The sequence below is a fragment of the Leeuwenhoekiella aestuarii genome (assembly GCF_004104055.1).
Classification (GTDB): Bacteria; Bacteroidota; Bacteroidia; order Flavobacteriales; family Flavobacteriaceae; genus Leeuwenhoekiella; species Leeuwenhoekiella aestuarii.
The window spans coordinates 1,058,695-1,085,272 of record NZ_QOVJ01000001.1; the positions used below are offsets into that span (position 1 = coordinate 1,058,695).

Sequence of the window (26,578 nt, forward strand, 5' to 3'; positions counted from 1 at the left end):
TTTTGCAAACAGCCTTTTTTAGTTGATGATTAGGATTGAAATAGGCTCAGTTCTTCTGAAATATTACTGTTCATACTTTTGCATAACCAGATATTTCAACGGGATGTCTCCGGAATTGCTGATGCCGTGCATACTGTTTGAAGGACAATACAGACTGGTATACGGGCCAACCTCTACGGTCTTACCATCCAGATAAAATTGAGCGGTTCCTTCTAAAACAAAAAAGAACTCGTCTTGTGGATGTTGATGCGGTGCATGGGTAGACTTGCCCGGGTCCACTACACTCATCTTGATCGACCTACCATCTGTAAAATCCTTGTCAGCAAACCAAAATTGATGTCCCACTTGCGTTTTTTGAACCTTTTCGGTATCGTAAGTGGTTACACAATCAGCAAAGGTATAGGTTTTGTCTTGTGGCATGTGTTGTGCAATTGTCGTTGTTGCAAAGAATATACAGGCCAAGAGGCTCAAAATTTTAAGCATGCTACTTCGGTTTAAAGACTTTTAAATTACAAAAAAAAAAGTGGCTCTATTTAAGCATAGCGAATCCGACTGTATATATGATCGCTTTTTTACGACTATATACGGGTAACATAGAGAAGCATGCAACTTAAAGATTTAAATAAGTGGAATCGTAGCTTACCCAATACCGCAAAAATGCCGGTGTTGTTTTTGGGTCACGGGAGTCCGATGAATGCGATAGAAGAAAATGAATTTGTAAGTGAATTCAAGAAACTTGGGAGAGCGTTAGCTACCCCTCGGGCAATTTTATGTATTTCGGCACATTGGGAAACGCGCGGAACTTTTATTACCGCGATGGAGCACCCACAAACCATTCACGATTTTGGGGGATTCCCACAATCTTTGTTTGATGTACAGTATCCTGCACCGGGAAGTCCGCAATTGGCATTGGAAACTCAAGAACTGGTTAAAAGCACCAACGTACATCTTGATGATAAATGGGGATTGGATCACGGGTCGTGGAGCGTGATCAAGCATATGTATCCTGAGGCAAATGTGCCCGTAGTGCAAATGAGTATCGATTATACAAAACCGGCTCAATATCATTATGATCTGGCAAAAGAACTCGCAGCTTTACGCAATAAAGGAGTACTGATCGTGGGTAGTGGTAATATGATTCACAACCTGCGCCGTGTGGCCTGGGATAAATTGAATACGCCGTTTGCATACGATTGGGCACTTGAGGCGCGGGAAAAAATGAACACCGCGATTTTAACCCACGACCATCAGACGTTAATTGACTTTAAAAAACAAGGAGCTGCTTTTGACCTTTCTATTCCTACGCCAGAGCATTATTTGCCATTGATTTATACACTTGCTTTGCAGGACGATCAAGATGAGGTGCAGTTGTTTAATGATGAACCGTTGGGCGGTTCCTTGTCTATGACCTCCCTTAAGATCGCTTAGAAAAAGTAAGCGTAAAGTGCTTGTGTTTGGCTAAATTTGAGAGATAACCTTATTACGATACTATGAGAAACTATATATTTTTTGCATTGCTGTGCGTTACAGCGCTTACACAGGCTCAGGAAGCCTTATTTAACGGCCAGCAGGTAAGTTCACCAGAAATTTACCCCGATAAATCGGTTACCTTCCGCTTGAGTGCTCCGCAGGCAGATAGTGTGTTTGTGACCGGTGACTTCCTGCCCAGTGTTAAAGTAGACACGCCGATGGGAAAAATGGATGGCCCCGGCAAAGCTTTGCTTACCAAAAATGAAGAAGGAATTTGGTCATTTACTACAGAAGCTTTACCTCCTGAGTTGTACAATTACGCTTTTATTATTGACGGCTTTAAAACAACAGATCCTGCCAATCCTTTTTTGGTCCGCGATGTGGCTTCGGTGATGAATATATTCATCGTTCCGGGCAAGCAAGCCGATTTATACCGCGTGCAGGATGTGCCGCACGGTACCGTGGTAAGCCGCTGGTATGAGTCTGATGGCTTAGAAATGGATCGCAAAATAAGCATCTACACCCCGCCGGGTTATGAAACTTCAGAAGCCAAATATCCCGTATTGTATTTACTCCACGGTGCTGGTGGGGATGAAGAAGCATGGCTCACGTTGGGGCGTACCGCTCAAATAATGGATAATCTGATCGCTGAAGGAAAGGCAAATCCTATGCTTGTGGTGATGCCTAACGGAAACGTGATTCAGGATGCAGCTCCCGGAGCGGGAAGTGCTGGATATTATACTCCGCAATTTATGGTGCCGCAAACCATGAATGGGGTGTATGAAGCCAATTTTGATGAAATCATCAACTTTGTAGAATCAAACTATCGTGTAAAAGCCGATAAAGCAAATCGAGCCATCGCCGGACTTTCGATGGGCGGGTATCACAGTTTACACATTTCGCGTTACTATCCTGATACTTTTGATTATGTCGGACTCTTTTCTGCAGCGATTATGGCGCGGGAAGATCAAAGTGGGGAAGGTGTTTATGCCGATTTTGAAGAGACGCTTAAGAAACAGATGGATAATGGCTATGAACTTTACTGGATTGGTATCGGGAAGAGCGATTTTCTTTATGAAGCCAATACGGAATACCGTGCTATGCTTGATAAGATGGGAATGCCTTATGAATATGTAGAAACCGATGGCGGTCATATCTGGCGTAACTGGAGGGTCTATCTTTCAGACTTTGTGCCGTTGTTGTTTCAGGATTAAGCATTCGATTCTTACATAACTATAAAAGCTCTTTCGTATAGAAAGGGCTTTTTGTTTTATGCGCGATTTATAATAAGTGTAATTAAAACATTTTAAGTAACTTATCGAAGTTTTAGTTATGTATTAAATATATCTTTTATGAAAACCTTTTCTTTGTTGCTCCTCTTCGTCTGTAGTTTTTCCAGCGTATTTGCCCAGTATGATAATGTTCAACCTGTAGAAATCGGGGTGGATTTTGATGCGAAATTGGGAGAGTTGAAACCCATTTGGGCGTTTTGGGGGTATGATGAGCCCAACTATACGTACATGAAGGACGGTAAAAAATTACTAACTGAAATTTCGGAGTTGAGTAAAGTTCCGGTATACGTGCGTGCTCATAGCTTGCTGGTTACGGGTGATGGAGAAGCCGCTTTAAAATGGGGTTCAACCAATGCGTATACCGAAGATGAAAACGGCAACCCCATTTACGACTGGACGATTATCGACAAGATTTTTGACACCTATATCGAACGTGGAATGAAGCCCCTGGCGCAAATAGGATTTATGCCCGAAGCCTTATCGACAAAGCCTCAGCCTTACCGACACCATTGGAAACCGGGAGCAGAATATGGTGATATTTATACCGGATGGGCCTACCCGCCAAACGATTACAGCAAGTGGGCAGAACTCGTGTACCAGTGGGTATTGCATTCGGTAGCGCGCTACGGAAAAGAGGAAGTGGAAAGCTGGTACTGGGAATTGTGGAACGAACCCAATATCGGCTACTGGCGGGGTACGACCGAAGAATACATCAAACTTTACGATTATACGGCAGATGCGGTTAAAAGAGCCTTACCAACAGCGAAAATGGGCGGACCTGAAACAACAGGGCCGGGCTGGGATAAAGCCGAAGCATTTTTACGCACCTTTTTAGACCATATCATTTCAGGTAAAAACTATGCAACCGGGGAAACAGGAGCTCCACTAGACTTTATTACCTACCACGCAAAAGGAAGCCCGAAGTTGGTTGACGGTCATATTCAGATGAACATGGGTTCGCAGCTTAACGATCTGGCTAAAGGTTTTGAGGTAGTGGCGTCGTATCCTACGTTGAAAGATTTACCCATCATTATTGGGGAGTCTGACCCCGAAGGCTGTGCGGCATGTTCGGAAGAGGATTATCCCGAAAATGCGTATAGAAACGGAACGATGTACAGCAGTTATACCGCTGCATCTTTTGCACGTAAATATGATTTGGCACGAGCGTATGGGGTAAACCTGAAAGGAGCAGTGACCTGGGGCTTTGAGTTTGAAGACCAGGCCTGGTATGCCGGATTTAGAGATATGGCGACAAACGGAGTAGATAAACCGGTACTTAATGTGTTTAGAATGTTTGGGATGATGCACGATACTCAGGTGGCCGTTACAGGAGATCTGGAATATGATTATAAAAAAGTCCGATCAAAAAGTGTACGCGAAAATCCCGATGTAAACTCCTTGGCTTCGGTAGGTGAGGATGGCGCATCGGTTATGGTTTTCAATTACCACGATCGCGACGATCTGGAGGTTGCTGCAAGTCCGGTGACTATTAATCTTAAAAACATTCCCGCTCAAAAAGTGCTGGTGAACCAATACCGCGTGGATCAGGAATTCAGTAATTCATATTCGCTCTATAAAGAAATGGGGTCACCGGAAAATCCAACACCGGAACAGATCAAAGCTTTAGAACAGGCGGGGCAGCTCCAGTTGTTTACTTCTCCGGTTTGGATGCCCGTAACAGACGGAAATCTGGAGTTAAGCTTAGATCTACCCAGACAGGGGGTGGCGTTGTTTCAGCTGGAGTTTGAAAAGTAAAAACGTTAATTCTCTTTATGAATTCACGTCGCTATTCTCATTATTGTAAACGTAAAGAAGACCTTGCCAGATGAAATGATACGATCACAAAGCCTATGCGCGACCTGGCTCATTCGCTAAAAAGGTCTAGCAGACCTTTTTTTAACACTCTGCCCTTACGTCTATTCTGAACCGAGGGTATTCATAATTCGTTTACCCTTCGGGTATGAGTAGGTATACTCTTTATTCTTTTAGCTTTCTTATACCGTCTCAAGTCTAATAGAACACCAGTACCGGCCTATCAGGAGGTTCTCGTAAAATTTGAAGTGAACGCAGCGTAGCAGGCGGTTCTGTCTGAGGCCAGCGGCCGAGTTAAGCGCTTGCAGCGGAGTGAGCAATAAATTTAGAGAAGCTCCTGTAAGCCTAGATTTTTTTGGTTCGTTTTTTCATCAATGGAAAAAATGAACAGAATTTATAAAGTAACTGTATTATTAATTTTAATACTGACTGATTCTTTGGCATCGAGGCAAAAGAACAGGAATACTGTTAGAAGTTATACCTTCTAATGAGGTGTTGATTGATTTCCTAACGGAGATTTGAGTAGTACTTCTAAATCATGTTTCGTTCATTTTCTTTGCTTCTCCAAAGAAAACGAACCAAAAGAAAAGAGCCCCTCGTTTAGGAATTTTTCGCCTTGGGGCGAAAACCGCCTTGTCAGCTCCGCGTCGCTACCGCTCCTGTCCTTCGGAGCTTCCTGTGTCTATTCTGAACCGAGGGAAGGGCATTCGTTTAACCCTTCGGGTATGAATATGTATAGTTTCATTCTTCTAACTATTTTATACTATCTAATTTCTAATAGAACGCCAGTACCGGCCTATCAGGAGGTTCTCGTCAAATTTGCGGTGAGCGTAGCGTAGCAGGCGGTTCTGTTTGAGGCCGTGGCCGAGTTAAGCGCATGCAGCGCAGGGAGCAATAAATTTAGAGAACCTCCTGTAAGCCTAGATTTTTTTGTTTCCAGCCGCATCAACTCGCTCAAAGACATGCTTTGCCGTATCAATGGAAAAAATGAACAGAAAGATGAATAGGAGTTATAGCTTCTAATGAGGTGTTGATTGATCTTCTATCGGAGATTTGAATAATTTCAACATCTATCGATGTTTTATTCTTTTTTTGGGTGATGCAAAAAAGATAGTACGATGAATATCCTGACTGTACTTCGACCAGGCTCAGCACGCACGCTTGATGTAACAATTTTTAATATTGAAGTTTTTCAATGACGATTCCTCAAAGCACCAAATCTGCAAACAACTGCTCCAGTGTTTGTTCTAGATCTTCACTAAAACCCGGATGAGTCTTTGAAGTTTGAATCACCGAACTTCGGGTAGCCGTTAACCAGCGAAAACGTTCTGCAACTTCCAGTTTTGCTATGGGGCCGCCGTTTGTATCACCGGCACAAATGGCTTTAAAAGCATTGAGGTTTTTTTCAACCTGTTCCACATCCAGTTCGGGGCAAAAGGCAGCCAGTTTGTTGGAATCTAGCTGAAATTTCATCCCAATAAAACGCGGACGTTTGCAATAGACCACCACGCCTACGTTAAAAAACTCTTCGCGCTCCACCTGGGGAACGATGCGGATTACCGCATACTCATACAAGTGCTTGTCGTGCATCGGTTGCGGTTTTGGTGAATAATTCAGAATGCGTCAAACGTGTTTTTAAGAACTGAAAGTAGACCTCACGCAATTGCTGCGGACTTTCATCTGTACCTTCCCAATGCAGCCATTCATCGGGGATGAGGTTAACAATGTTGAGTAGGATATCATTGGTAAGTACTGCTTTCAATTTTATGTTAGCTTCTTCCAATTGCGATGCCTGCGGAAGCAACACGTGATCTTTAATAAGTGCAAAGGGTGTGGCTGCACTTTTCTCCCAGTTGGTAAAACTGTGGTGAAAATACAGAGTCGCGCCGTGATCAATCAGCCAGAGTTCACGATGCCACATCAACATATTGGTATTGCGAAAGGTCCGGTCAATATTGGTCATAAAGGCATCAAACCAAACAATTTCAGAAGCCTGTTGCGCATCAACTGTAGTAACTACCGGGTCAAAATTGATTGCACCCGATAAAAAGTGCAAACCAATATTCAATCCCTGCGAGAACTTCAGCAAATCCTGAATTTCCTCATCGGCTTCGGTACGGCCAAAAGCTTCATCCAGATGGGCATAAACCACTTCCGGGACCTTAAATACCAGAACCCGACCGATCTCACAGCCCAGCAATTCGGCGATCAGGGCTTTGGGACCGTGGCCGGCACCTTTAAATTTGACGACATACTTAAAACCGTCATCGGCATCGGCAACAGCTGGTAACGATCCGCCTTCGCGCAAGGGCGTGATGTAGCGGATGACGTTTACGTGACGCAATTCGGGAGGTGTTTGCATAGCTTCAATTAAGTGTGGCAAAAGTACAGTTTTAGTGTGTTATTTTTTTAATTAAGCAAGCCATGAGTCAGATTCGAGGTTTACAGAAGTATAAAAAGCAGTTTATTGGACTTGTAAGATGGAATTTTATCTTACTGGACTATTTTTTAAACCTATGACACTAAAGGGATAGAGCGGTATTTTAGTTTATTTTTTAATCTTTACACATAAAGCATTGCATTGCTAGGTATATTTATATATGTTTACATTGTATTACTAGGTACAAATTAAAACAATGTATTTTGAAAGAAGAGTTTGTAACAAAATGGAAGTCACAAGTTAAAAAGGGAACGCTCTCTTTTATTGTGTTAAATGCCATAAGCGCTAAGGAGTTGTATGGCTATGAATTGATAGAAATTATCAAGAGCGCTACAGCTATAGAAATAGCCGAAGGTACTTTATATCCTTTAATGAATCGCTTAACTAAAGAAGGGCTTACCACTTCTAAGTGGGTAGAACAAGAATCCGGAATACCCAGAAAGTACTATATACTTACAAGCGAGGGTAAAATGACCTTAAGAGCAATGAGAAAATACTGGTACGAATTGGAAACATCAATCAAATCAATTACGAAAAATGAAATTTAAAGAAATCGTATTTACAGATGCGGAAGCACAACGCGTTTATGCTAGCTACATAAAACGCATTAGACACGTATTAAAAAACCTTTTGCCTGCTGACAGCGAAGAGATCCTTATGGAATTTAATAGCCATATTTATGAATCAATAGAAAGTAGAGGAGACGCTTCAGAACTAAAAAGCCTGCTGGATGCTACAGATAAATTGGGTGATCCCGAGCTTGTTTTAAAACCACTGGTTGCCGATAAAATGTTAGATAAGGCTACTCGCAGTTTTAATCCGTTAGATGTCTTAAAAGCATTAATGCTAAATATAACAAATGGAATCAGCTACATCATATTTGCAATTCTTTACCTGTTTTTAGGAGCTTTTATCTTTATGATTCTAGCCAAATTAGCTAACGAAGAGGTAGGGTTGTATTTTAAAAACGATCAGTTTGTAGCTCTGGGTTTTGTGAAAAACACCTCAAACTATCAGGAAGTATTAGGATATTGGTTTATTCCGTTGATGCTGCTTGCTGCTTTTCTGTTTTATATCGCCATTACCTTGTTACTACGTTTAAAAAAATCATTCCTTAAAAGAAACTAAAATGAAAACACTGTTATATATAGTACTCGTCCTTATTAGCTTTAGTGTAACCGCACAAAAACCTGTTGTTAACTCCGCTAAACTGGAGGAAATCAAATCCTATTTAAAACACTTTGAAGATAATGATGCCCTCTTAGGAAGTGTTTCTGTATTTGAAAACGATAAGGAACTACTAAACCAGTCGTTTGGTGCGATCCCAGCTTCAAGAACAACTAAGTATCAGGTAGGTTCAATCTCTAAAATGTTTACTGCTGTTCTTATAGGGCAATTAGTAGAAGAACATAAAATGGATCTCAACGAGCCTTTAGCAACCTATTTTCCGAAGATGCCTGGTGCATCCTCTATAAAATTGAGTAATCTGCTTAATCATACCAGCGGACTTCAGAATTTTGTGGTCAAACAGGATAGTTTAAAATATTGGTTAAAAAAGCCGGTGAGCCAGCAAGCTATTCTTGATGAAATCGCACGTCAGGGAGTAGCCTTTCAACCGGGAGACAGCATCAGCTATTCAAATTCCGGATATTATTTGCTGACTCGTATCCTTGAACAGAAGTATAAAAAACCCTATGAAACTATCCTTGAAGAAAGGATTACCAGGCCGTTTGGACTTGAAAATACCTTTAGTTTAAATGGTAAAACAGAATATGAAGACACAGCGATTTCTTATGAAAAGAAAGACAATAAGTGGGTGAAATTGGAGGAGTTTTATTTTCCGAATGTTCAGGGAGTAGGAGATATCATCAGTACATTGTCTGATCTCAATTCTTTTATGAGCGCTCTTTTTAACAACGAGATTCTTAAAGAAGAAACACTTAAAAGGATGTTGCCGAAGGATGACGACTGGTTTGGGCTTGGGATTATGAAGGCCCCATTTTACAACCATATCGCTTACGGTCATGGCGGTGATACCTACGGGACGCACACGGTTACCTCCTACCATCCGGAAAGCAAATTGGGAATTACCTATGTGATTAATGGAGAAGGATATCCTACAAATAACTTTGCAATAGGATTATTGAGTATTATTTATGATAAAGACTATAGCTTGCCGGAGCTTACAGAATATACGCCTGATAAATTGTATTACGACGCGTATACAGGAACGTATTCCAGTCCTGAATTGCCTATTGCAATTACTGTTTATCAAAAAGAAGGTGCTTTAATGGCTCAGGGAGAAGGGCAGTCTCCATTTACATTAACTCCAAAATCTAAACATACCTTTGCGTATTTGAAGGCAGGAATACATATTACATTTGACCCCGATGCCGAAACATTTCTTTTTAAGCAGGGTGGGCAGCAGTTCGAGTTGAAAAAGAAATAAGAAATCACGTCTCTGATATAAAAATCGCTTAATTTGTAGCTGTCTAAGACTAGAATCTATGAAAAAACAACTCCTGCTCTCCATTCTAATCCTCCTGGTGACCACCATCACATTTGCTCAAAACATCACCGGCGATTGGTATGGCGCTCTAAAAGTACAGGGTATCGAGTTGCCGTTGATTTTTCATATTACTGAAACCGATTCTGCCTACACTGCAACAATGGACAGTCCTGATCAGAAAGGTTTTGGGATTCCGGTTACGACCACACATTTTATTAGTGATACCTTAAAACTAGAACTAAAAAATTTAGGAGCAACTTATAAAGGCGTACTGGCTGACCAACGCATCAGCGGTACGTTTATACAAATGGGAAACAGCTTTCCACTTGACTTGGGACGGGAAGCATTACAAAAAGAACCGCTTAAGCGACCTCAGGAGCCTCAAGCGCCTTTTCCGTATGCAACTGAAGAGGTCGTCTTTCACAATGAGACAGCAGCCATCGATCTGGGAGGAACACTTACCTTACCGGAGGGCGACGGGAATTTCCCGGCTGTGATACTCATAAGTGGAAGCGGACCCCAGGACCGAAACGAAGAAATTCTGGGACACAAGCCGTTTCTGGTGATTGCAGATTACCTCACCCGCCATGGGATTGCGGTTCTGCGCTATGACGATCGGGGTGTTGGGAAGTCAAAAGGTTTCTTTTCTTTGGCAAACTCTGCAGACTTTGCGACCGATGTGGAGGCGGCAATGGCGTATTTAAAAACACGTCAAGAGATTGATTCAGCTAAAATAGGTTTGGTAGGGCACAGTGAGGGCGGACTCATTGCTCCAATGGTTGCAGCAGATTCTAAAGATGTGGGGTTTATTGTTTTGCTGGCAGGAACAGGAATACGTGGAGACCTATTGCTTTTAAAGCAGGAAGAATTGATCGCCCGTGCCTCTGGTTTATCGGAAGAACGCATCGCAAAATCAAAACTTAGAAATAAGGAACTTTTCTTTTTGGTTCGGCAATTTGAGAATCAGGATGCTTTGAAAGAAGTATTGGCAGATCAAATCAATGCATATATTGATGAAGGAGATAGGGAAGATTTTCCTGAAGGAATGAATCAGGAAGCTTACGTGAATCAACAGGTAAGTAAACTTGCCAATCCCTGGATGATGTATTTCTTAAAACACAACCCAGCAGCAGATTTACAAAAGGTGACCTGCCCTGTGCTTGCGGTAAACGGGTCAACAGATTTACAGGTGCCGGCAACCGAAAACCTTTCGGCAATTAAAGCCGCTCTGGAGCAGGGAGGCAATCAGGATGTATCCATTAAAGAATATACCGGTCTCAATCATTTGTTTCAAGAAAGCGAAACGGGCGCTCCGGGTGAATACGGAGTAATCGAGCAAACTTTTTCGCCCTTGGTCTTAAAAGAAATAACCGACTGGATTTTACAAAAAACAAATTAATTCTAAATTTTAAACAACAACCTACCTATGCGTTATCTTATCGTACTGATGCTCCTTATCGTTTCCTGTAAACCTTCCACCGAGAAAAAGGCTGATGTAATGTCTGCCGAAGAAACGGAATCCGTATCAACTTCTGAACCCGATAGCCTAAGCCAGCAAAACGAACCCGTTTTGGAGTCTGCTGCAGACAAAAAACGAGCACTACTGCAAGGCACCTGGTACAGCACTGAAGATCCCAAGTCTTATCTGAAAGTGAAGGATGATCAATTAATTATGGGCTACGAAGGCATAGAAAGTGCTACAAAAAATTATGCACTGAACCTTGCAGATCAGTTGCCTGATGACCAACCGTCTAATCCCGATACGCAGTATCTGATTTTAAAACAGGGTGAAGAAACGATGACGTATGCGATTGATAACCTCACTGAAGATAGCTTGAAGCTGTTATTCTTACCCCGGGGCAATTTCTTAAGCTTCAGCAAAACAAAATAAGACTGGTTTAAAATGGAGGTAAAAGAGATCGTTTCCGCAACATGGCTTCACGCACATTTAGGAAATGAAAAGCTGATCATTTTAGACGCCAGTCTCGCTCAAACAGCAACCGGTAAAACCCCGGCCAGTTCAACGGAAACCATTCCAAACGCACGGTATTTTGACCTGAAGCATGTGTATTCAGATGCTTCGAGTGTTTTTCCCAATACGCTCCCTGCTCCTGCGGCTTTTGAAGAAGAAGTGCGAAAGCTGGGCATTGATACCGATTCCATACTGGTAGTTTTTGATAATCTGGGCGTGTATTCGAGTCCGCGGGTATTGTGGCTTTTTCAGAGTATGGGACACCAAAAGATCGCGGTGCTTGATGGCGGTTTACCGGAATGGAAGGCTCAGGGTTTTGAGGTGGAAGAGCGTAGGCCATCACCTCTTAAATCGGGTAATTTTAAAGCCCGGTTCAATCCAGAGCTGCTGGCGACCTACGAAGCGGTACTTGCAAATACCTTAAACAAAACCTTTACGCTTGTCGATGCCCGTTCAGCAGGTCGGTTTAACGGAACCGCCCCTGAACCGCGTAAGCAGCTCCAAAGCGGGAGTATTCCTAATTCGGTCAACATCCCCTACGAACGGGTTTTGACTGATGGAAAATTCAAAAGCAAAGAAGCGCTTCAGGAAGTTTTTAAACCTACCGCAGATGCAGAGAATCTGGTATTCAGTTGTGGTTCGGGGTTGACTGCGTGTATCGTGATGCTGGCAGCAGTACGTGCCGGTAGATCAAGTAAACGCCTGTATGACGGTTCGTGGACCGAGTGGGCCGAACTGCAAAACCTGACGCTTGATGCAGAGTAGCTAAAGCAGGGTAGAGCAGGATAAGTTTGTTGCGCTAATCTCCTATTTTGTGCTATCAATACATCTTATGAAAAAGCCGCTATACATCTGCTCTGTTATTTTGAGTTACTGGGTTATCTTCTTTTCAAGCACGATAAACGCAGCTTACGCTCAGAACACCATTACAAACGATTCTTTTTGGAACACCGTTACTGGAAAACCCATCTATTCTCAAGGAGGTGGAATCTTTCAGTTTAAAGACCCGCAGAGCGGAAAGCTACACTATTACTGGTATGGGGTGCATTATAAAGAAGCCGAAGCCTACCGCCACGATCCGTCAGTGACCTATGAGCGCAATCACTTTGAAGGGGTCACCTGTTATACGTCTACAGATCTGGTCAATTGGAAATTTGAAAAACATGTACTCACCAAAGAAGCAGTAAACTACGATAAGCGACCTACCTGGCTGGGGCGTATGGGGGTCGCGTATGTTGCAGAATTGGAACAATACGCCTTGTTCATTCAGCACGGAAAGAACGTACTGATTGCCCTGGCAGATTCACCCCTGGGCGATTTTAAAGTGCATCGGCATATAGATATGACAGACCGAATTGGCACCCCCAATACCGGAGATCAAACGGTATTTACCGATCCCGATACGGGAAAATCTTATTTGGTATATTCCTACGGGCAGGGACGTAACAAGATCTACCTTTCCGAAATTGGCGTACGCGATGGAAATGTTGATTTGCTGGATGTAAAAGAGATCTTTAGAGGGGCCAGCCGCGAGGGGAATTGTATGTTTAAATACAACGGGAAGTACTACATGACTGCGTCCAATATTTACGGCTGGGACGGTTCGTTTGCCTATTACCTGGTAGCTGACGATATCTACGGACCGTATAAACCCATCAACGAAATGCAGATAATGCCCGGCAGCGAGCAGGATTATGCACATGTTTCCCAAACTGGTTTTTTCTATACCATCCCGGGGAGCGAACAAGAGACGGTACTGTTTTGTGGAGACCGATGGGCGGAGTTTGCCGGTAACGGCCTGGGATACAACCAATGGGTGCCGCTTTCTTTTGAGGGCGAGATTCCGTATTTCAACTCGTTAAGCGCGTGGAATCTGGACGAAGAAACCGGAATCTGGAGCGTGGCTAAAACCAATAATTTTATCAAAAACGGCAGTTTTGAAGCCGACCGCCGGTATATTCCCAGCAACAACAAACCGGTACAGGAACAGCTCCTGGGTTGGAACACAGAGATCTTAAAAGGCAACTCCATTTCCACCACAGATCCCGATTCCCCGGTATTGAATTACTTCAATACCCGTGAAGATCGCAAACAGGTTGTAGGTGAAAAAAGTCTGTATCTCAGTGACACCGTACCGTTTGAACGCGTGGTCTCTCAGGAAATCACGGCATCACCTTACGTTGAACTCCCGGACGGGAATTACACCTTAAGCGCCAAAATCAGGAATACAGCGGGCTTTACGAAGCTAAACCTTTTTGCAACCAGTGGCGGCAATTCAAAAACCGCTGATCTTACTTTAGAAACTCCAGAGTGGACGCGCATCAGTATCACGAATATTCCCATTAAAAATGGAAAAGTAAAAGTGGGTATCGAAGCGCAGGCTGCCGCAGGTGCTTATGCAATCTTGGATGAGATCAGCTTAGTCAAGGAATAATCTTTTTTCTTATCGAACGCAGTCGAGATACAGCCTTTGTTCATTTTTTCATTGATTCATCAAAGCTTACATGAGCTTCTCTAAATTTTTTGCTCCCTGCACTGCATGCGCTTAACTGAGCCGGCGCAGCGACCACAATTAAAACTATTTGTATGCGAGCGAGCTATTAATTTCTATTCTTCTTCTCTTTCTTTTTTGCATCGCCCAAAAAAGAAACAAAAAACGCTAGGCTCACAAGACGGTATCTAAATTTATCGTTCGCTGCACTGCATGCGCTTAACTCGGCCGCTCTGGCAGCCTCAAACAGAACCGCCTGCGACGTTCCGCTCACATCAAATTTCACGATACCTTCTTGTAGGCCGTTCTTCAAGTAATAATAAACACTTAGATGATATTCATACCGAAGGGTTTAGTTTCCTTTTGGTCAGTATACCGACAGCACCCCCTTAAGAATTCCTGAAGTTATGCTGAACCGAGGGAATTTCGATTTTGTTTAAACCTTTAGGTAGGAGAATTTTCAATAGAATGGTAAAACGGCCTACTTTTTAGATCTGTAGTAAAACAAGCGGGCGCCGCAGCGGTGGGCAGTGGAGGATAGCCTAGCGCAGCGGTTTGCTATCCGCAGGCAAAGGCGTTTGCGTAGTTTTCAAAGATGTAAAAATAAGCCTAGATTTTTTTGGTTCGTTTTTTCATCGATGGAAAAAATGAACAAGCATGATTAGAAGTAAATCTTACTCAAATCTCCGATAGGAGATCGATCTCTAACTGCAGAAACCTGATGTTTACAGTGCATCAGTACGGAGTAGAAAAGAATTGAGAGCTTCCTAAAAATCGATGTAGTAAAAATGACTATATTTAAGAACCAAACGATATCGAGAAATATTAATACAACTATAATGAGCGACAATCCAAGACGTAAATTTTTAAAACAAACCACTTTAGCCACTGCTGGACTGGGACTTTCCGGGTCCCTGTTAGCCAATCCGGTATCTTTTTTTGGTGCCAATGACCGTATGAATTTTGGCCTGATTGGCTGTAACGGCATGGGTTGGTCTAATATGCAGGCGCATTTAAAACTGCCTAACGTAAACTGTGTCGCCCTGGCCGATATCGATCAGCGGGTGCTCGACCGCCGGGCGGGCGAACTCCAAAAAATGACGGGTAAAGCCCCCAAATTATATACCGATTACCGTAAACTTTTAGAAAACAAAGATATTGATGCGGTGATCATCGGTACGCCCGATCACTGGCACTGTTTGAATATGGTAGATGCCGTACAGGCAGGCAAACACGTGTATGTAGAAAAACCCCTGGCAAACAGTATCGAAGAGTGTAACGTGATGCTCAAAGCCGCCAATGCTTCAGACCGCATGATCCAGGTGGGCCAGTGGCAGCGTAGCGGTCAGCAGTATGCCGATGCGATTGACTATGTGCAATCGGGTAAATTGGGACAAATACGTCTGGTAAAGTGCTGGGCGTACCAGGGGTGGATGAACCCGGTACCCGAAAAGCCAAACACGCCTCCTCCTCCCGGAGTGGATTATGCCATGTGGTTGGGCCCCGCGCCCGAGCGCCCGTTTAATGAAAACCGCTTTCATTTCAACTTCAGATGGTTTTGGGATTATGCAGGCGGACTGATGACCGACTGGGGAGTGCACGAACTCGACATCGCTCTGTTTGCGATGGGTGCCAAAGCTCCTAAGTCTATTTTGGCTTCTGGTGGAAAGTTGGCGTATCCTGATGATGCTTCTGAAACGCCGGATACCTTACAAACCGTATATGAGTTTGACGGCTTCAACCTGTTGTGGGAACATGCTACCGGTATTGATGGCGGTCCTTACGGCCGTACTGAAGGCATCGCTTTTATCGGAAATAACGGTACGCTGGTAGTAAACCGGGGCGGTTGGGAAGTGATTCCGGAAGGAGAACGCAAAGACAACGAGTGGGTGACTAAGTTAGATCGTGTAGAACTGAGAAAACCGGAAGGCAATGCCCTGGATAATCACGCGAAAAGCTTTGTAACCGCTATACGTGACAACGATGCGTCTAAACTGGCGTGTGGCGTAGAAACCGGAAGTATTGCAGCGATCACTGCACATATGGGTAACATCGCCTACAAAACCGGAAACAAGATCTATTGGGATGCAGCAAGCGGTTCGTTTAACAATACCGAGGCCGATGCTTTGGTACAGGCACAGTACCACAACGGCTGGAAGTTACCAACAGTCTAAACAGGTTTAAAACAGCTAACGGCGAGCGCCTTTTACATCCATATCCAGCAGGTAAACCCCTTGCTGGGCAGTGATAAAAAGCGTTCGCCTTTTCGTACCCCCAAAGGTTACATTGGCCGTCCAGTCTCTAGGAATAGCGATGTGTTCAAGTTGCGTTCCGGCTTTGTCGTAAACGGTCACCCCTTTACCGGTAAGGTATACATTGCCGCGACTGTCTAGCGTCATCCCGTCTGAACCCTGATCTGTAAACAGTTTTTTATTGATCAAACCCCCGTTGTCAGCAATCTCAAAAACATAGGTTTTATCGGCACCAATATCAGCTACGTACAGGGTTTTGCCATCAGGAGTGCCTATGATACCGTTGGGTTTTACCAGATCGTCAGCAACGATACGCAGTTCCCCCTCAGGTGTTAGCGCATAGACCCGTTCCGCTTCAAGTTCTTTTTCCGTGCGGTCCCAGTAGTCACGCTGGTAATACGGATCGGTAAAATACAGGATACCGTTGGGTGCGATCCAGATATCGTTAGGGCCGTTAAGACGTTTGTCTTCAAAAGAGGCTACCAACACCTTCACGTCTTTATCGGGTGAAATGCTCCAGATTTCAGATTGATTATCGGCAGCTGCCAAAAGATTTCCGTTGGTATCAAAATAGAGTCCGTTGGCACGACCTGCAGGTTCCATAAATACCGAAAGAGTACCGTCTTGCGCATCCCATTTGTATATGCGGTCGTTGGGTTGGTCTGTAAAATACACATTGCCTGCAGCGTCCGCAGCAGGTCCTTCGGTAAAACTGAAGGTATCGGCCAGCAACTGCGGTTCCCTACCCGGTTTTACGAGTTGGTTCTGCGAAGCGCACGAACTCAGCAGCACAGCAAGTACTGCAACTAAGGAAATTTTAACCATCGAAAACGAATTTGTTTAAAGATAGTATAAACGGACTGTTTTCTGGGAGGCGGGTCCATTTTCACCCGTTACCCATGGGTGTTTATTACGGTGGTTTATTAAGACAGGTGCTTTATGAATGTTTTTTATTTATACGTTTATCGATTGATAAACAAGGATATATAGCAGGCTGATTTTGAGTGTTTCTTTCAAATAAGAAAAAAAAATACAGGTTTATTTTATAGGTTTTAGTTACATTTAAAAGAACCTATTTATTTAGTCCAATGACTTACGAAACTAAAAGATGCCCATTTTGTGCTGAAGGTATAAATAGAGATGCCATTAAGTGTAAGCATTGTGGAGAGATGTTGTATGCAAATACGCAAGCAACACATACCGCTCAAAATCATACGGTTGTAATGCGGTACAGAAGATGGAGTCCGGGTGTTGCGGCTCTTCTTAGTTTTTTTATACCCGGAGTCGGTCAAATGTACAAAGGAGACGTGGGTACTGGTATAGCCTGGCTAATAGTTACGTATATAGGTTACTTTTTGTTTATAATACCTGGACTGATTTTGCATCTGATATGCATTATTACCGCGGCTTCCGGAGACCCTTATAAATAGCAGGGCCTGCTTCCAGATTTATACAATTCTACTTGAGTTATACACTGGCGACCTGGCAAACCCACTAAAAGAACGCATATTTAAAATAACAGATGCTGTGTACTTGTTGACTTCAATAGGTAAAGCTCAGTTTCAGATCTTGATGGGAACACGCCCTTTTTCTAAAAAAAGAATCCTATTTTTAAGCCGCGAGAGACCAACCGCGATTTTTAAAATACGCTTTTATGAAACGTTTACTGTTGTCCGTACTTACGGGCCTTGGTCTCTTTAGTTCGTGTTCTCAACCCGAACCGGTATCAAAACCCAACATTATTTTAGTATTTATAGACGATATGGGTTGGGGGGATTTTTCGTCCTTTGGCAATACCGATGCAGCCACTCCCAATATCGACCGGCTCGCTTCTGAAGGAATCAGTTTTGAGCAGTTCTATGTGAATTCGCCCATTTGTTCTCCATCTCGGGTAGCCATTAGCACCGGGACGTATCCGCAACGGTGGAATATCGATTCGTATTTAGATAACAGACGCGTAAATGAACAACGGGGTATGGCCAACTGGCTAAACCCGGAAGCACCGATGCTTGCACGCAGCCTGAAGAATGCCGGGTACACTACCGGTCATTTTGGTAAGTGGCATATGGGCGGACAAAGGGATGTAAAGGAAGCGCCACCAATTACCGATTACGGTTTTGATGAATCGCTAACCAATTTTGAAGGGATGGGAGCTAAACTGCTTCCGCTTACCAAAGACGAGACCGGGAAAGTAGGCCGCATTTGGGAAGATGCTGTTAATCTGGGATCTCCGATTACCTGGATGCAACGCTCGGAGATCACCACCGGCTTTGTAGATGCAGCGATACAGTTTATAGGAGAGAAAAGTAAAGCAGATAAACCCTTCTATGTAAATGTCTGGCCAGACGATGTGCACAGTCCGTACTGGCCTCCATTTGAAGCATATGGAGTGGCTAAAGAGCAAGGTAAACGCGGACTCTACCTTGCGGTGTTGGAAGCGATGGATAAGCAATTGGGTAAACTCTTTGAGTATATTGAGGCAGACGAGAAGTTACGCGATAATACGCTGATCCTGATCTGCTCAGACAACGGTCCTGAATTGGGTGCCGGGAGCGCGGCGCATTTAAAAGGGTATAAAACCCATTTGTTCGAAGGCGGTATCCGTTCGTCGCTTGTCGTTTGGGGACCTGGCTTTATCAAAAAAGAAGCACAGGGAACCCGCAATGCCGCATCGGTGTTTTCTGCAATAGACCTAACGCCTTCCTTGCTAGCATTTACGGGAGCCGAAGCACCTGAAAATGCGAATTATGACGGTGAAAATGTAATAGAAACCCTCCTGGGAGAAGCCCGGAAATCCCGGCAAGCTCCTATTTTTTACAGCAGACCTCCGGATCGAAAAAACTATTACGGCTTTAAAAACCTACCGGATTTGGCCGTACGCGTGGGGGACTGGAAACTGCTTTGTGATTATGACGGCAGCCGCCCGCAGTTGTATAACCTCATCAAAGACCCTTCTGAAACCACAAATCGTGCTGCCGAACAACCCGAACGCACCGCAGCGCTAACGCAACAAGTATTGGCGTGGTATAAGAAAATGCCTTAACCGAATCCTCCTGATAGGCCATTACTAACGTTTTATCAGACTTGAGGCGGTAGACTATAGCTACGAATAAAACTCTACGTATCCATACCCGAAGGGTTTAGTTTCCTTTTGGTCAGTATAACGACAGCATCTCGTTAAAATTCCTGAAGCTATTCTGGAGCGAGTGAATTTCGATTTCGTTTAAACCTTTGGCTATGAGAATTTTCAATAGAATGATAAAACGGCCTACTTTTTAGATCTGTAGTAAAACAAGCGGGCGCCGCAGCGTTGGGCAGTGGAGGATAGCCTAGCGCAGCGTTTTGCTATCCGCAGGCAAAGGCGTTTGCGTAGTTTTCAAAGATGTAAAAATAAGCCTAGATTTTTTTGGTTCGTTTTTTCATCGATGGAAAAAATGAACAGAACATGATTAGAAGTAAGCACTACTCAAATCTCCGTTAGGAGATCAAACAACACCTCATTAGAAGATATAATTGCTATTCATCTTCCTGTTCTTTTGTCTTGATACGGCAAAGCATGTCTTTGAGCGAGTTGGTGCGGCTGGAAACCAAAAAATCAAGGCTCACAAGACGGTATCTAAATTTTTCGTTTGCTGCACTGCATGCGCTTAACTCGGCCGCTCTGGCGGCCTCAAACAGAACCGCCTGCGACGTTCCGCTCACATCAAATTTCACGCTACCTTCTTGTAGGCCGTTCTTCAAGTAATAACAAACACTTAGATGATATTTATACCGAGGGGTAAACGAATGCCCTACCCTCGGTTCAGAATAGGCGTAGGACGTTCCGAAAGTATATTAGTTTGTTCTTAGTAAAAATTTTAAAAGCGGCATATAGAAAAGATCTCGTAAAATTTGAAGTGAGGCTTCGTAAAATTTACTGCTGTTTGACCCGCAGGGGAGTTCAGTAAATTTAGAAGCTGAACGATAAATTTAGAGATCGTTTCTTAAGCCTAGACTTTTTTGATTCTTTTTTGGGCGATGCAAAAAAGAATGAAACATGATCAGAAATAAATCTTACTCAAATCTCCTTTAACAACTTCAAAAGCTCCCGCAACATAAAAATCACGCGAGCTAAACCAAGCCCAAATAGTTCACAACCCATATTACCAATACCAATACACCCCCTCGAAAATCCTGTGATGTAGCAAATAAAAACAAGTAAAAAACCGATGTTTTTGGGCTGAGAAACAGCCCTGTTTTACGGAGTTTGTTCGGGTGTCCTTCGGGTATCCTTCGAGAGTGGTTCGGAAAAAGGGGGTGTTTTCCGAACAATCCCCGAACAAAACCGGGAGAACACCCGAATAAAGGGAGTTTTAGGCCGGATTATGATTGTAAATAATATCGTTAAAGATTTTAGCGTAATAAAGCCTACAGAATGAGTGTGGTGTAGCTGGTGAACCCAAGCGGTAAACACCCTGCCCAACCTAAAAAAGCCTATTTAAAAGAGAAAACCGGATGCATGGTTTCGCTGTTGCTTTAGGATGGCGCTTTGGGATCGGGTTTTTAACCAGGATGAGTTGGTAATGCAGGGGGGGGTCCCCTTTTTTTAGTTTTAAATCAGAGGATTATGGAATTCCTTATTTTTTAGTGGAGGGGTTTCGGTAGATTTATATCTTGGATCGAATTGATTGTTAACTGAAGTTGTTATGAGATAACATATAATTTTTTTAACTGATATAACAATTTATGTATGAATAAAAAAACGAACATCAAATGATAGATTTTGAAATCAGTGAAGTAAGAAAGTTTACAAAAATGATGGCACCAACAGCTGACTTCGACTCTACATTCACTTTTTACTATGACGAGACTAATAACATTAAAAAGTTCTACGTCAGAGAAAACGACTTCAATTACACATTTACAGCAAATTTTATCCTAGGCGGTTTAGCTCACGAAGGAAACGCTCCGGACGTACAATCTTTAATTGATAGCTTTAAGCTGCAAAAAACAGCAACAGAAGTTAAGTTCAAGCATATAGCTAAAGGGACTTTTCTTGACTGTTTGAAATCCAATAAACTTACTCTGTTTTTTGATTTTACTCTAAACAGCAACTTATTTGTTCACTACTCAAGTCTAAACATTTTGTATTGGGCTATTGTGGATATTGTTGATTCAGCAGTTGCAAATTCAGAAGCAGCAATGAAAGCAGGACCGCAATTCATTAATCAGCTAAAAAACGATTTATACAAGTTATCAAGACTTGAAATTGATTCAGTGATAGCCTTGTTTTTTAATTTTGAGTATCCTAACATTAAAAAAGAAAAAGTAATTCCATTTATAGAAGCTTTGACCTCTTTATTTGAACCATATCTTGAAACACAGGAATTTCACTTTGGCTTAGAATCGTTGAGACAAATTCTTAAAAAAGCAAAGAAAAAAGGTTCATTGCCGTTTGTGATGGACGAAGAAGATTACATTTTGCTAAAGGATTTATCTCAGTTTTACCTTAGACCAATATATCTATTCAAAAACTCAACACACATTTTTGATAATGAAGATTCAATTTCCGAGACACTTCAGGAATTTAAAATACTTGACGGAGAACAAGAAATAAATAATTACTCATTTGTTGATTCCAAGACAAGTCAGTTGATTCAACTTTCAGACGTATTTGTCGGAATAATGGGTAAACTTTCTAACTACCTGAACACTCATTCAAGAGAAGAAATTGAAACTGACTTCAACTCGTTAACTGAAACCCAAATGCAAAATGTTGATTTACTTATTGATCTTATAGATAAATCACATAACAAGAATGTTGCTTTCTTGCACTCCACTGACAGTAATGAAGCAATGAGTAAAATGAATAAGATTAGAAAGAAAAGAAATAAAAATCGCACATAATAAAGCATATAGCTTATGGTGGGTGAACGATTACCAGCAAGGTTTTACCTCGTAGCCAGTTTTTGTTATGGTGGACAGGAAATTCTTTGAAAGCGCCACAAGCTATATGCAAACCGTTGCTTGTAAGTTCCAACTTAATACTAATAATGAAAATAATTAAAAAAATAAGGCTTCTAAACTTTAAGAAGTTCAAAACATTTGAAGTTAGTTTTGATGATGAAATAAATCTTCTTATTGGAGATAATGAGTCAGGTAAAAGTACTATTCTGACTGCTTTAGACTTAGTAATGAGGGGAAGTAGAACTAAAGTAGAAACAATTGGGTTAGACTCTCTATTCAACACCAATGTCATTGCTGGTTTTCTGAATTCTGATAGAAACCTTAACAAGTTGCCTGAATTAAGAGTTGAATTATATCTAAATGAACAAAACAATGAAATAACTAACGGAAACAATAATCTAGATAAAAAGCCTAATGATGGCATTAGGCTAGTTTGTAAACCGAACGATGATTACAGTGAATCCATAAAGGATGTACTTAAAAAAACAGAGTGTCTTTTCCCTTTCGAGTATTATTCAATATCATTTACAACATTTAATGACATTCCATATAATGGTTACAATAAGCATTTGAAACATATTCTAATAGACAACTCGTTAACTAGTAATGAGTATGCTATGAAAGAATATGTCAAGGATATTTATAATAGTAAAATATTAAATACTAAAGAGAAGTTTCAACACCAACACGAGTATAGAAATCATAAGGAGGAGTTTAAAAATAAAGCTTTTAAGGCAATCAACGAACGTTTGGATAATGACTATAAATTTGCTATAAAATCTAACTCCAAATCAAATGTCGAGAGTGATTTAACCATCTACGAAGGAGATATTTCTATTGATAATAAGGGAAAAGGAAAACAATCCATCATAAAAACTTCACTTGCATTAAGTAAATCTGGAGAAGATTTTGATGTTGTTTTGCTAGAAGAACCAGAAAATCATTTGAGCCATAGCAATATGAAAAAGCTCATTGAAGAAGTCATAAAATCGACAGGGAAACAAATTTTTGTAGCAACTCATAGTGATTTAATAAGTACTAGGCTAGATTTAAGAAAATCAATATTACTTAACAGTAGTTCGAAGAATAGAATCAAATTAGCAGATTTACCAGAAGACACCTCAAAATTTTTTATAAAAGCACCAGACAATAATATCTTAGAGTTCATCCTATCTGATAAAGTAATTCTTGTAGAAGGAGATGCCGAGTTTATTTTACTAGAAGCACTCTATATAAAAAAGATGAAGAAAAGTCTTGTGGAAAATAATATACACGTTATTTCCGTTGGAGGAACAAGTTTTCCTAGATATCTAGATTTGGCGGTTCTTTTGGATATAAAAACAGCTGTAATAACTGATAACGATAAAAATTATGAAGAAAATATTGCAAGCAGATATTCTAAATATAGCAAGAGTAACATAGGAATTTTTGCAGATAAAAATGATAACAGATATACGTTTGAAGTATGCATCTATCAAGATAATATCGACATATGCGAGGACTTATTTTCGGCTAAAAGAAGAAAATTAACTGTACAAGAATATATGCTTAAAGACAAAGCTGAAGTAGCATATCAATTGTTAGAGAATAAATCTAGCGAATTGAATATTCCACAATACATAGATAGAGCATTTGAATGGATAAACGACTAATTTTAGCAGTAGCAGGTTCAGGAAAGACTTATCATGTCGTAAAAGAACTTGATTTAAAAAAAAGGTATCTTTTAGTCACTTACACAATTAATGGTATAGAAAGTATCAAGAATGAGGTTGTAAATCAGTTTGGCTATATACCTAAAAACATTAAAATAAAAAACTATTTTTCTTTCCTATATTCATTTTGTTATAAACCTTTCTTTGCTGATGAACATAATGTTAAAGGAATAACTTGGAATTACCCTAAGAGCTTTTTTGATAATTCCTATTTTACAAAAAATAATTACTTATATCACAATAGAATTTCAAAACTTTTATTAGATAAGCAACATATTCAAGATGTTAAAGCAAGAGTTGAAAAATACTATGATTATGTTTTATTCGATGAGATACAAGATTTTGGAGGTAATGATTTTAATTTTTTGTTAGCACTAGCAAAATCAAACGTAAAATTTTTATTAGTCGGTGACTTTTTTCAACACACTTTTGACACAAGTAGAGACAAAAAAACGAATCAATCTTTACACAGTAGTCTTGACAAATTTAAAGAACGATTTATATCATCAGGCTTTGATTTCGATAATTCAACTTTAATTAAAAGTCGCAGATGTAGTAAGACTACTTGTGATTTCATCAAGACTAGAATAGGGATAGAAATAGAATCTATTTCTGAGAGAGCTACAGAATGTGAGTTAATAGAAGATAAAGATAAAGCAAGAAAAATTTTTGATAATGACAACATTGTTAAATTGTTTTTAACAAGACACTATAATTATAAATGTTATTCTGATAATTGGGGAGCTTGTAAAGGTCTCGGCTATGAAAATGTTTGTGTTGTTATAAATGACGACCTTTTAAAGAAAATTAAGTTAGGAGGTATAATATGTTTTAAATCAAATATCACTCGGAATAAATTTTATGTTGCTTGTTCAAGGACAAAGAATAATCTATATTTTGTTCCCAATAAATTGATAAAGAATTACAAATAAAAAACTATTCCTAATCTTGGCTATATGTAATTGCTTGTTCTCGTAAACTTGTGATGATTAATATATAAAAAAAAGTCCTTTCCAAACAGATAGGGCTTTGTATTTTTAACAAAATTGAACAAGAACATTCTTCCGGTTTATTACTAGTCTTTCAGTAGTTTTAAGTGCATCAATCATCCCATCAATCTATGAAGCGTTTAAGCCTTTGTCTTTCCGTAAGTCTGGCAGTGCTGTGCAGCAGTTGGGTAAAGTGTAAGACCGAGACTGAGGTTACCGATCCCGCGCGTCTGTAGCTAGCAATAATCAAGATTTTTTATTCAATTCAAATGAAAAGCTTCTTACTATCCATTTTTCTAATTACTGCATTGAGATGTTCTTCTGTAAAAGAGCAAAATAAATTACTTGGAAATTGGTATTCCAATAGTGATGACAACTACGGTTTATTAGAATTTCAATTTTATAAAGATTCACTTGTTGTTTATGAGATACTCGGAAAATCTTCCGCTGATTGGAAAATTAAAAATGATAAAATTCACCTAACTCGCATAAACGGATTTAGTGATAATAACCAATTAACCTATTCTTATCATTTAGAAGAATCAAACCAATTATTGAGTCTAGACCTTGTAGGGGATAGCATAATTAAACTGCCTAAATTAAGAAAAGCAAAGAATGCATTTGATTTTTTCAAGAAAACAATCAATCTAGAAATTGAACTGCCTCAAAGTACTGGTGAACTGAAAATGATAAGTCAGCAAAATCGCTTAAACTTTAATATTTATGCCGGTTATAAAAGTGATACGTTAATTGTCAAAACAGACCAATCTTCCGGACTGCACGATTTGGAAAAAGAGTTCAAAAGTTATGTGAATACTTTGAGAGATGAGTTGAAGCCCTGGATAAAATTTAACCTTGTAGCCGATAAAAATATCACTCAAACTCAGATGGATTCTATAAAGAGCCGCATTAGAGAATCATTTGTTACTCCAATCTATAGAACTTATAAAAATGAGGAAATTGATTACAAGAGTACTATTAACTGGTTTGGTAAAATTGAAGACGACTAATAATAATAGGAGCCTTGTCAGCACAAACTATAATCTGGAACTTCGTAATTTGTATTTGGTTTGGGGTTTGCACAAGGCATTTTTTCAATCTGAAGCGATCTGCAATCAGTTCAGCTTGACATAACCTCGTATTTTGTAGTTTCTGTTTTGAATTTTAATACGCACTTCGACAAGCTCAGTGTGACAGGCTTGCTTTGGCAAAACTCAGCACAGGTGATTTGACCGATAAGCGGTTCTCAACTTTGCTCGCCCAACCTTGAATTTTAAATAAAGAATTTCTGATATAAGGATGCAATACTAAAACACCCCCCTCTCCCGCTAGTCTGTGACTGGTGTCACGAGCCACAACACAGGACTCTATTTGGTCTTTAGGGATTAATTTTAGCAATTTATTCAACAGAGTCAAGATTAGTAATTTGGATGCTCTTAGTTCTCTATGCTGGATTAATTTTGCTCTTGGAATTCTTTTCGGCCGGTATTGATAACGCAGCACATTTGGGCGGACTCATTGGCGGCTTTATCCTAGGAGTTTTATTGATCGCTTTTGATAAAGAAAACCTGATAAAAAATGCAGGTTAGCCGGTCAATTCTTTGGTAATTTATGTAAAGCAAATGAGTAAAAATCAAATCTTTCAAATCTTCACGATCATTGCCGTAATAGGAATGATATGCTGGTATATCAC

General features: G+C 40.8%; 23 protein-coding genes. 18 read left to right on the top strand and 5 right to left on the bottom strand.

Annotation, left to right across the window (positions count from 1 at the left end):
• Window positions 1–63: 63 nt before the first annotated feature.
• Window positions 64–483, bottom strand: coding sequence for a cupin domain-containing protein (locus DSM03_RS04755; RefSeq protein WP_236638712.1), 420 nt, complete (start codon window positions 481–483; stop codon window positions 64–66).
• Window positions 484–603: 120 nt separating this feature from the next.
• Here DSM03_RS04755 and ygiD point away from each other — a divergent pair, with 120 nt between their 5' ends.
• The 3 genes from ygiD to DSM03_RS04770 all read left to right on the top strand — a co-directional run bounded on the left by ygiD (window position 604) and on the right by DSM03_RS04770 (window position 4,517).
• Complete coding sequence (gene ygiD / locus DSM03_RS04760; RefSeq protein WP_128759849.1) at window positions 604–1,428, top strand: 4,5-DOPA-extradiol-dioxygenase; 825 nt, start codon at window positions 604–606, stop codon at window positions 1,426–1,428.
• Between the two features lie 62 nt (window positions 1,429–1,490).
• On the top strand, window positions 1,491–2,684 hold the full coding sequence (locus DSM03_RS04765) for an esterase (protein ID WP_128759850.1): 1,194 nt from the start codon (window positions 1,491–1,493) through the stop codon (window positions 2,682–2,684).
• A gap of 138 nt (window positions 2,685–2,822) precedes the next feature.
• Window positions 2,823–4,517 (top strand): GH39 family glycosyl hydrolase, encoded by a 1,695-nt coding sequence (locus DSM03_RS04770; RefSeq protein WP_128759851.1) that lies wholly within the window; start codon window positions 2,823–2,825, stop codon window positions 4,515–4,517.
• A gap of 1,263 nt (window positions 4,518–5,780) precedes the next feature.
• Here DSM03_RS04770 and DSM03_RS04775 read toward each other — a convergent pair.
• Entirely contained in the window at window positions 5,781–6,164 is a 384-nt protein-coding gene (locus tag DSM03_RS04775; RefSeq protein ID WP_128759852.1) for a DUF3037 domain-containing protein, read from the bottom strand.
• Entirely contained in the window at window positions 6,142–6,936 is a 795-nt protein-coding gene (locus DSM03_RS04780; protein WP_128760108.1) for a HipA family kinase, read from the bottom strand. The genes DSM03_RS04775 and DSM03_RS04780 overlap by 23 nt, the downstream gene beginning before the upstream one ends.
• 281 nt (window positions 6,937–7,217) lie before the next feature.
• Here DSM03_RS04780 and DSM03_RS04785 point away from each other — a divergent pair, with 281 nt between their 5' ends.
• The 8 genes from DSM03_RS04785 to DSM03_RS04820 all read left to right on the top strand — a co-directional run bounded on the left by DSM03_RS04785 (window position 7,218) and on the right by DSM03_RS04820 (window position 16,160).
• Window positions 7,218–7,562 (top strand): PadR family transcriptional regulator, encoded by a 345-nt coding sequence (locus DSM03_RS04785; protein ID WP_128759853.1) that lies wholly within the window; start codon window positions 7,218–7,220, stop codon window positions 7,560–7,562.
• The gene (locus DSM03_RS04790) at window positions 7,552–8,142 is read left to right on the top strand and encodes an HAAS signaling domain-containing protein (protein WP_128759854.1); all 591 of its coding nucleotides are present in this window, start codon (window positions 7,552–7,554) and stop codon (window positions 8,140–8,142) included. Before DSM03_RS04785 ends, DSM03_RS04790 begins: the two co-directional genes overlap by 11 nt.
• A gap of 1 nt (window position 8,143) precedes the next feature.
• On the top strand, window positions 8,144–9,463 hold the full coding sequence (locus tag DSM03_RS04795) for a serine hydrolase domain-containing protein (RefSeq protein WP_128759855.1): 1,320 nt from the start codon (window positions 8,144–8,146) through the stop codon (window positions 9,461–9,463).
• Between the two features lie 58 nt (window positions 9,464–9,521).
• Entirely contained in the window at window positions 9,522–10,922 is a 1,401-nt protein-coding gene (locus DSM03_RS04800; RefSeq protein ID WP_128759856.1) for an alpha/beta hydrolase family protein, read from the top strand.
• Between the two features lie 99 nt (window positions 10,923–11,021).
• The gene (locus tag DSM03_RS04805; RefSeq protein WP_128763060.1) at window positions 11,022–11,414 is read left to right on the top strand and encodes a hypothetical protein; all 393 of its coding nucleotides are present in this window, start codon (window positions 11,022–11,024) and stop codon (window positions 11,412–11,414) included.
• A 12-nt stretch (window positions 11,415–11,426) separates the two neighbouring features.
• On the top strand, window positions 11,427–12,260 hold the full coding sequence (locus tag DSM03_RS04810; RefSeq protein WP_128759858.1) for a sulfurtransferase: 834 nt from the start codon (window positions 11,427–11,429) through the stop codon (window positions 12,258–12,260).
• 67 nt (window positions 12,261–12,327) lie between these two features.
• Complete coding sequence (locus DSM03_RS04815; RefSeq protein WP_128759859.1) at window positions 12,328–13,929, top strand: family 43 glycosylhydrolase; 1,602 nt, start codon at window positions 12,328–12,330, stop codon at window positions 13,927–13,929.
• A gap of 896 nt (window positions 13,930–14,825) precedes the next feature.
• Complete coding sequence (locus DSM03_RS04820; protein WP_128759860.1) at window positions 14,826–16,160, top strand: Gfo/Idh/MocA family protein; 1,335 nt, start codon at window positions 14,826–14,828, stop codon at window positions 16,158–16,160.
• Between the two features lie 15 nt (window positions 16,161–16,175).
• Here the strand turns inward: DSM03_RS04820 and DSM03_RS04825 are convergent, their stop codons facing one another.
• Window positions 16,176–17,063 (bottom strand): SMP-30/gluconolactonase/LRE family protein, encoded by an 888-nt coding sequence (locus tag DSM03_RS04825; protein WP_128759861.1) that lies wholly within the window; start codon window positions 17,061–17,063, stop codon window positions 16,176–16,178.
• A gap of 263 nt (window positions 17,064–17,326) precedes the next feature.
• Here DSM03_RS04825 and DSM03_RS04830 point away from each other — a divergent pair, with 263 nt between their 5' ends.
• Window positions 17,327–17,668 carry a TM2 domain-containing protein gene (locus DSM03_RS04830; protein ID WP_128759862.1) on the top strand — a complete coding sequence of 114 codons (342 nt, stop codon included), beginning with the start codon at window positions 17,327–17,329 and terminating at the stop codon, window positions 17,666–17,668.
• Window positions 17,669–17,892: 224 nt separating this feature from the next.
• A complete protein-coding gene (locus DSM03_RS04835; RefSeq protein WP_128759863.1) occupies window positions 17,893–19,281 on the top strand; it encodes a sulfatase family protein in 1,389 nt (462 codons plus the stop codon).
• Between the two features lie 473 nt (window positions 19,282–19,754).
• Here the strand turns inward: DSM03_RS04835 and DSM03_RS04840 are convergent, their stop codons facing one another.
• Window positions 19,755–19,952: a hypothetical protein gene (locus DSM03_RS04840; RefSeq protein WP_128763061.1), complete on the bottom strand. Its 198-nt coding sequence runs from the start codon at window positions 19,950–19,952 to the stop codon at window positions 19,755–19,757.
• Between the two features lie 1,038 nt (window positions 19,953–20,990).
• Between DSM03_RS04840 and DSM03_RS04845 the strand changes: the two genes are divergently transcribed.
• From DSM03_RS04845 to DSM03_RS04865, 5 genes are all read left to right on the top strand, one after another.
• Window positions 20,991–22,124 (top strand): DUF3800 domain-containing protein, encoded by a 1,134-nt coding sequence (locus DSM03_RS04845; protein WP_128759865.1) that lies wholly within the window; start codon window positions 20,991–20,993, stop codon window positions 22,122–22,124.
• Between the two features lie 146 nt (window positions 22,125–22,270).
• Window positions 22,271–23,836 (top strand): ATP-dependent nuclease, encoded by a 1,566-nt coding sequence (locus tag DSM03_RS04850; RefSeq protein ID WP_128759866.1) that lies wholly within the window; start codon window positions 22,271–22,273, stop codon window positions 23,834–23,836.
• Window positions 23,821–24,828 (top strand): DNA helicase UvrD, encoded by a 1,008-nt coding sequence (locus tag DSM03_RS04855; protein WP_128759867.1) that lies wholly within the window; start codon window positions 23,821–23,823, stop codon window positions 24,826–24,828. Before DSM03_RS04850 ends, DSM03_RS04855 begins: the two co-directional genes overlap by 16 nt.
• A gap of 326 nt (window positions 24,829–25,154) precedes the next feature.
• Window positions 25,155–25,895: a hypothetical protein gene (locus DSM03_RS04860; RefSeq protein WP_128759868.1), complete on the top strand. Its 741-nt coding sequence runs from the start codon at window positions 25,155–25,157 to the stop codon at window positions 25,893–25,895.
• Window positions 25,896–26,309: 414 nt separating this feature from the next.
• Window positions 26,310–26,474: a rhomboid family intramembrane serine protease gene (locus DSM03_RS04865; protein WP_338068057.1), complete on the top strand. Its 165-nt coding sequence runs from the start codon at window positions 26,310–26,312 to the stop codon at window positions 26,472–26,474.
• Window positions 26,475–26,578 lie beyond the last annotated feature (104 nt).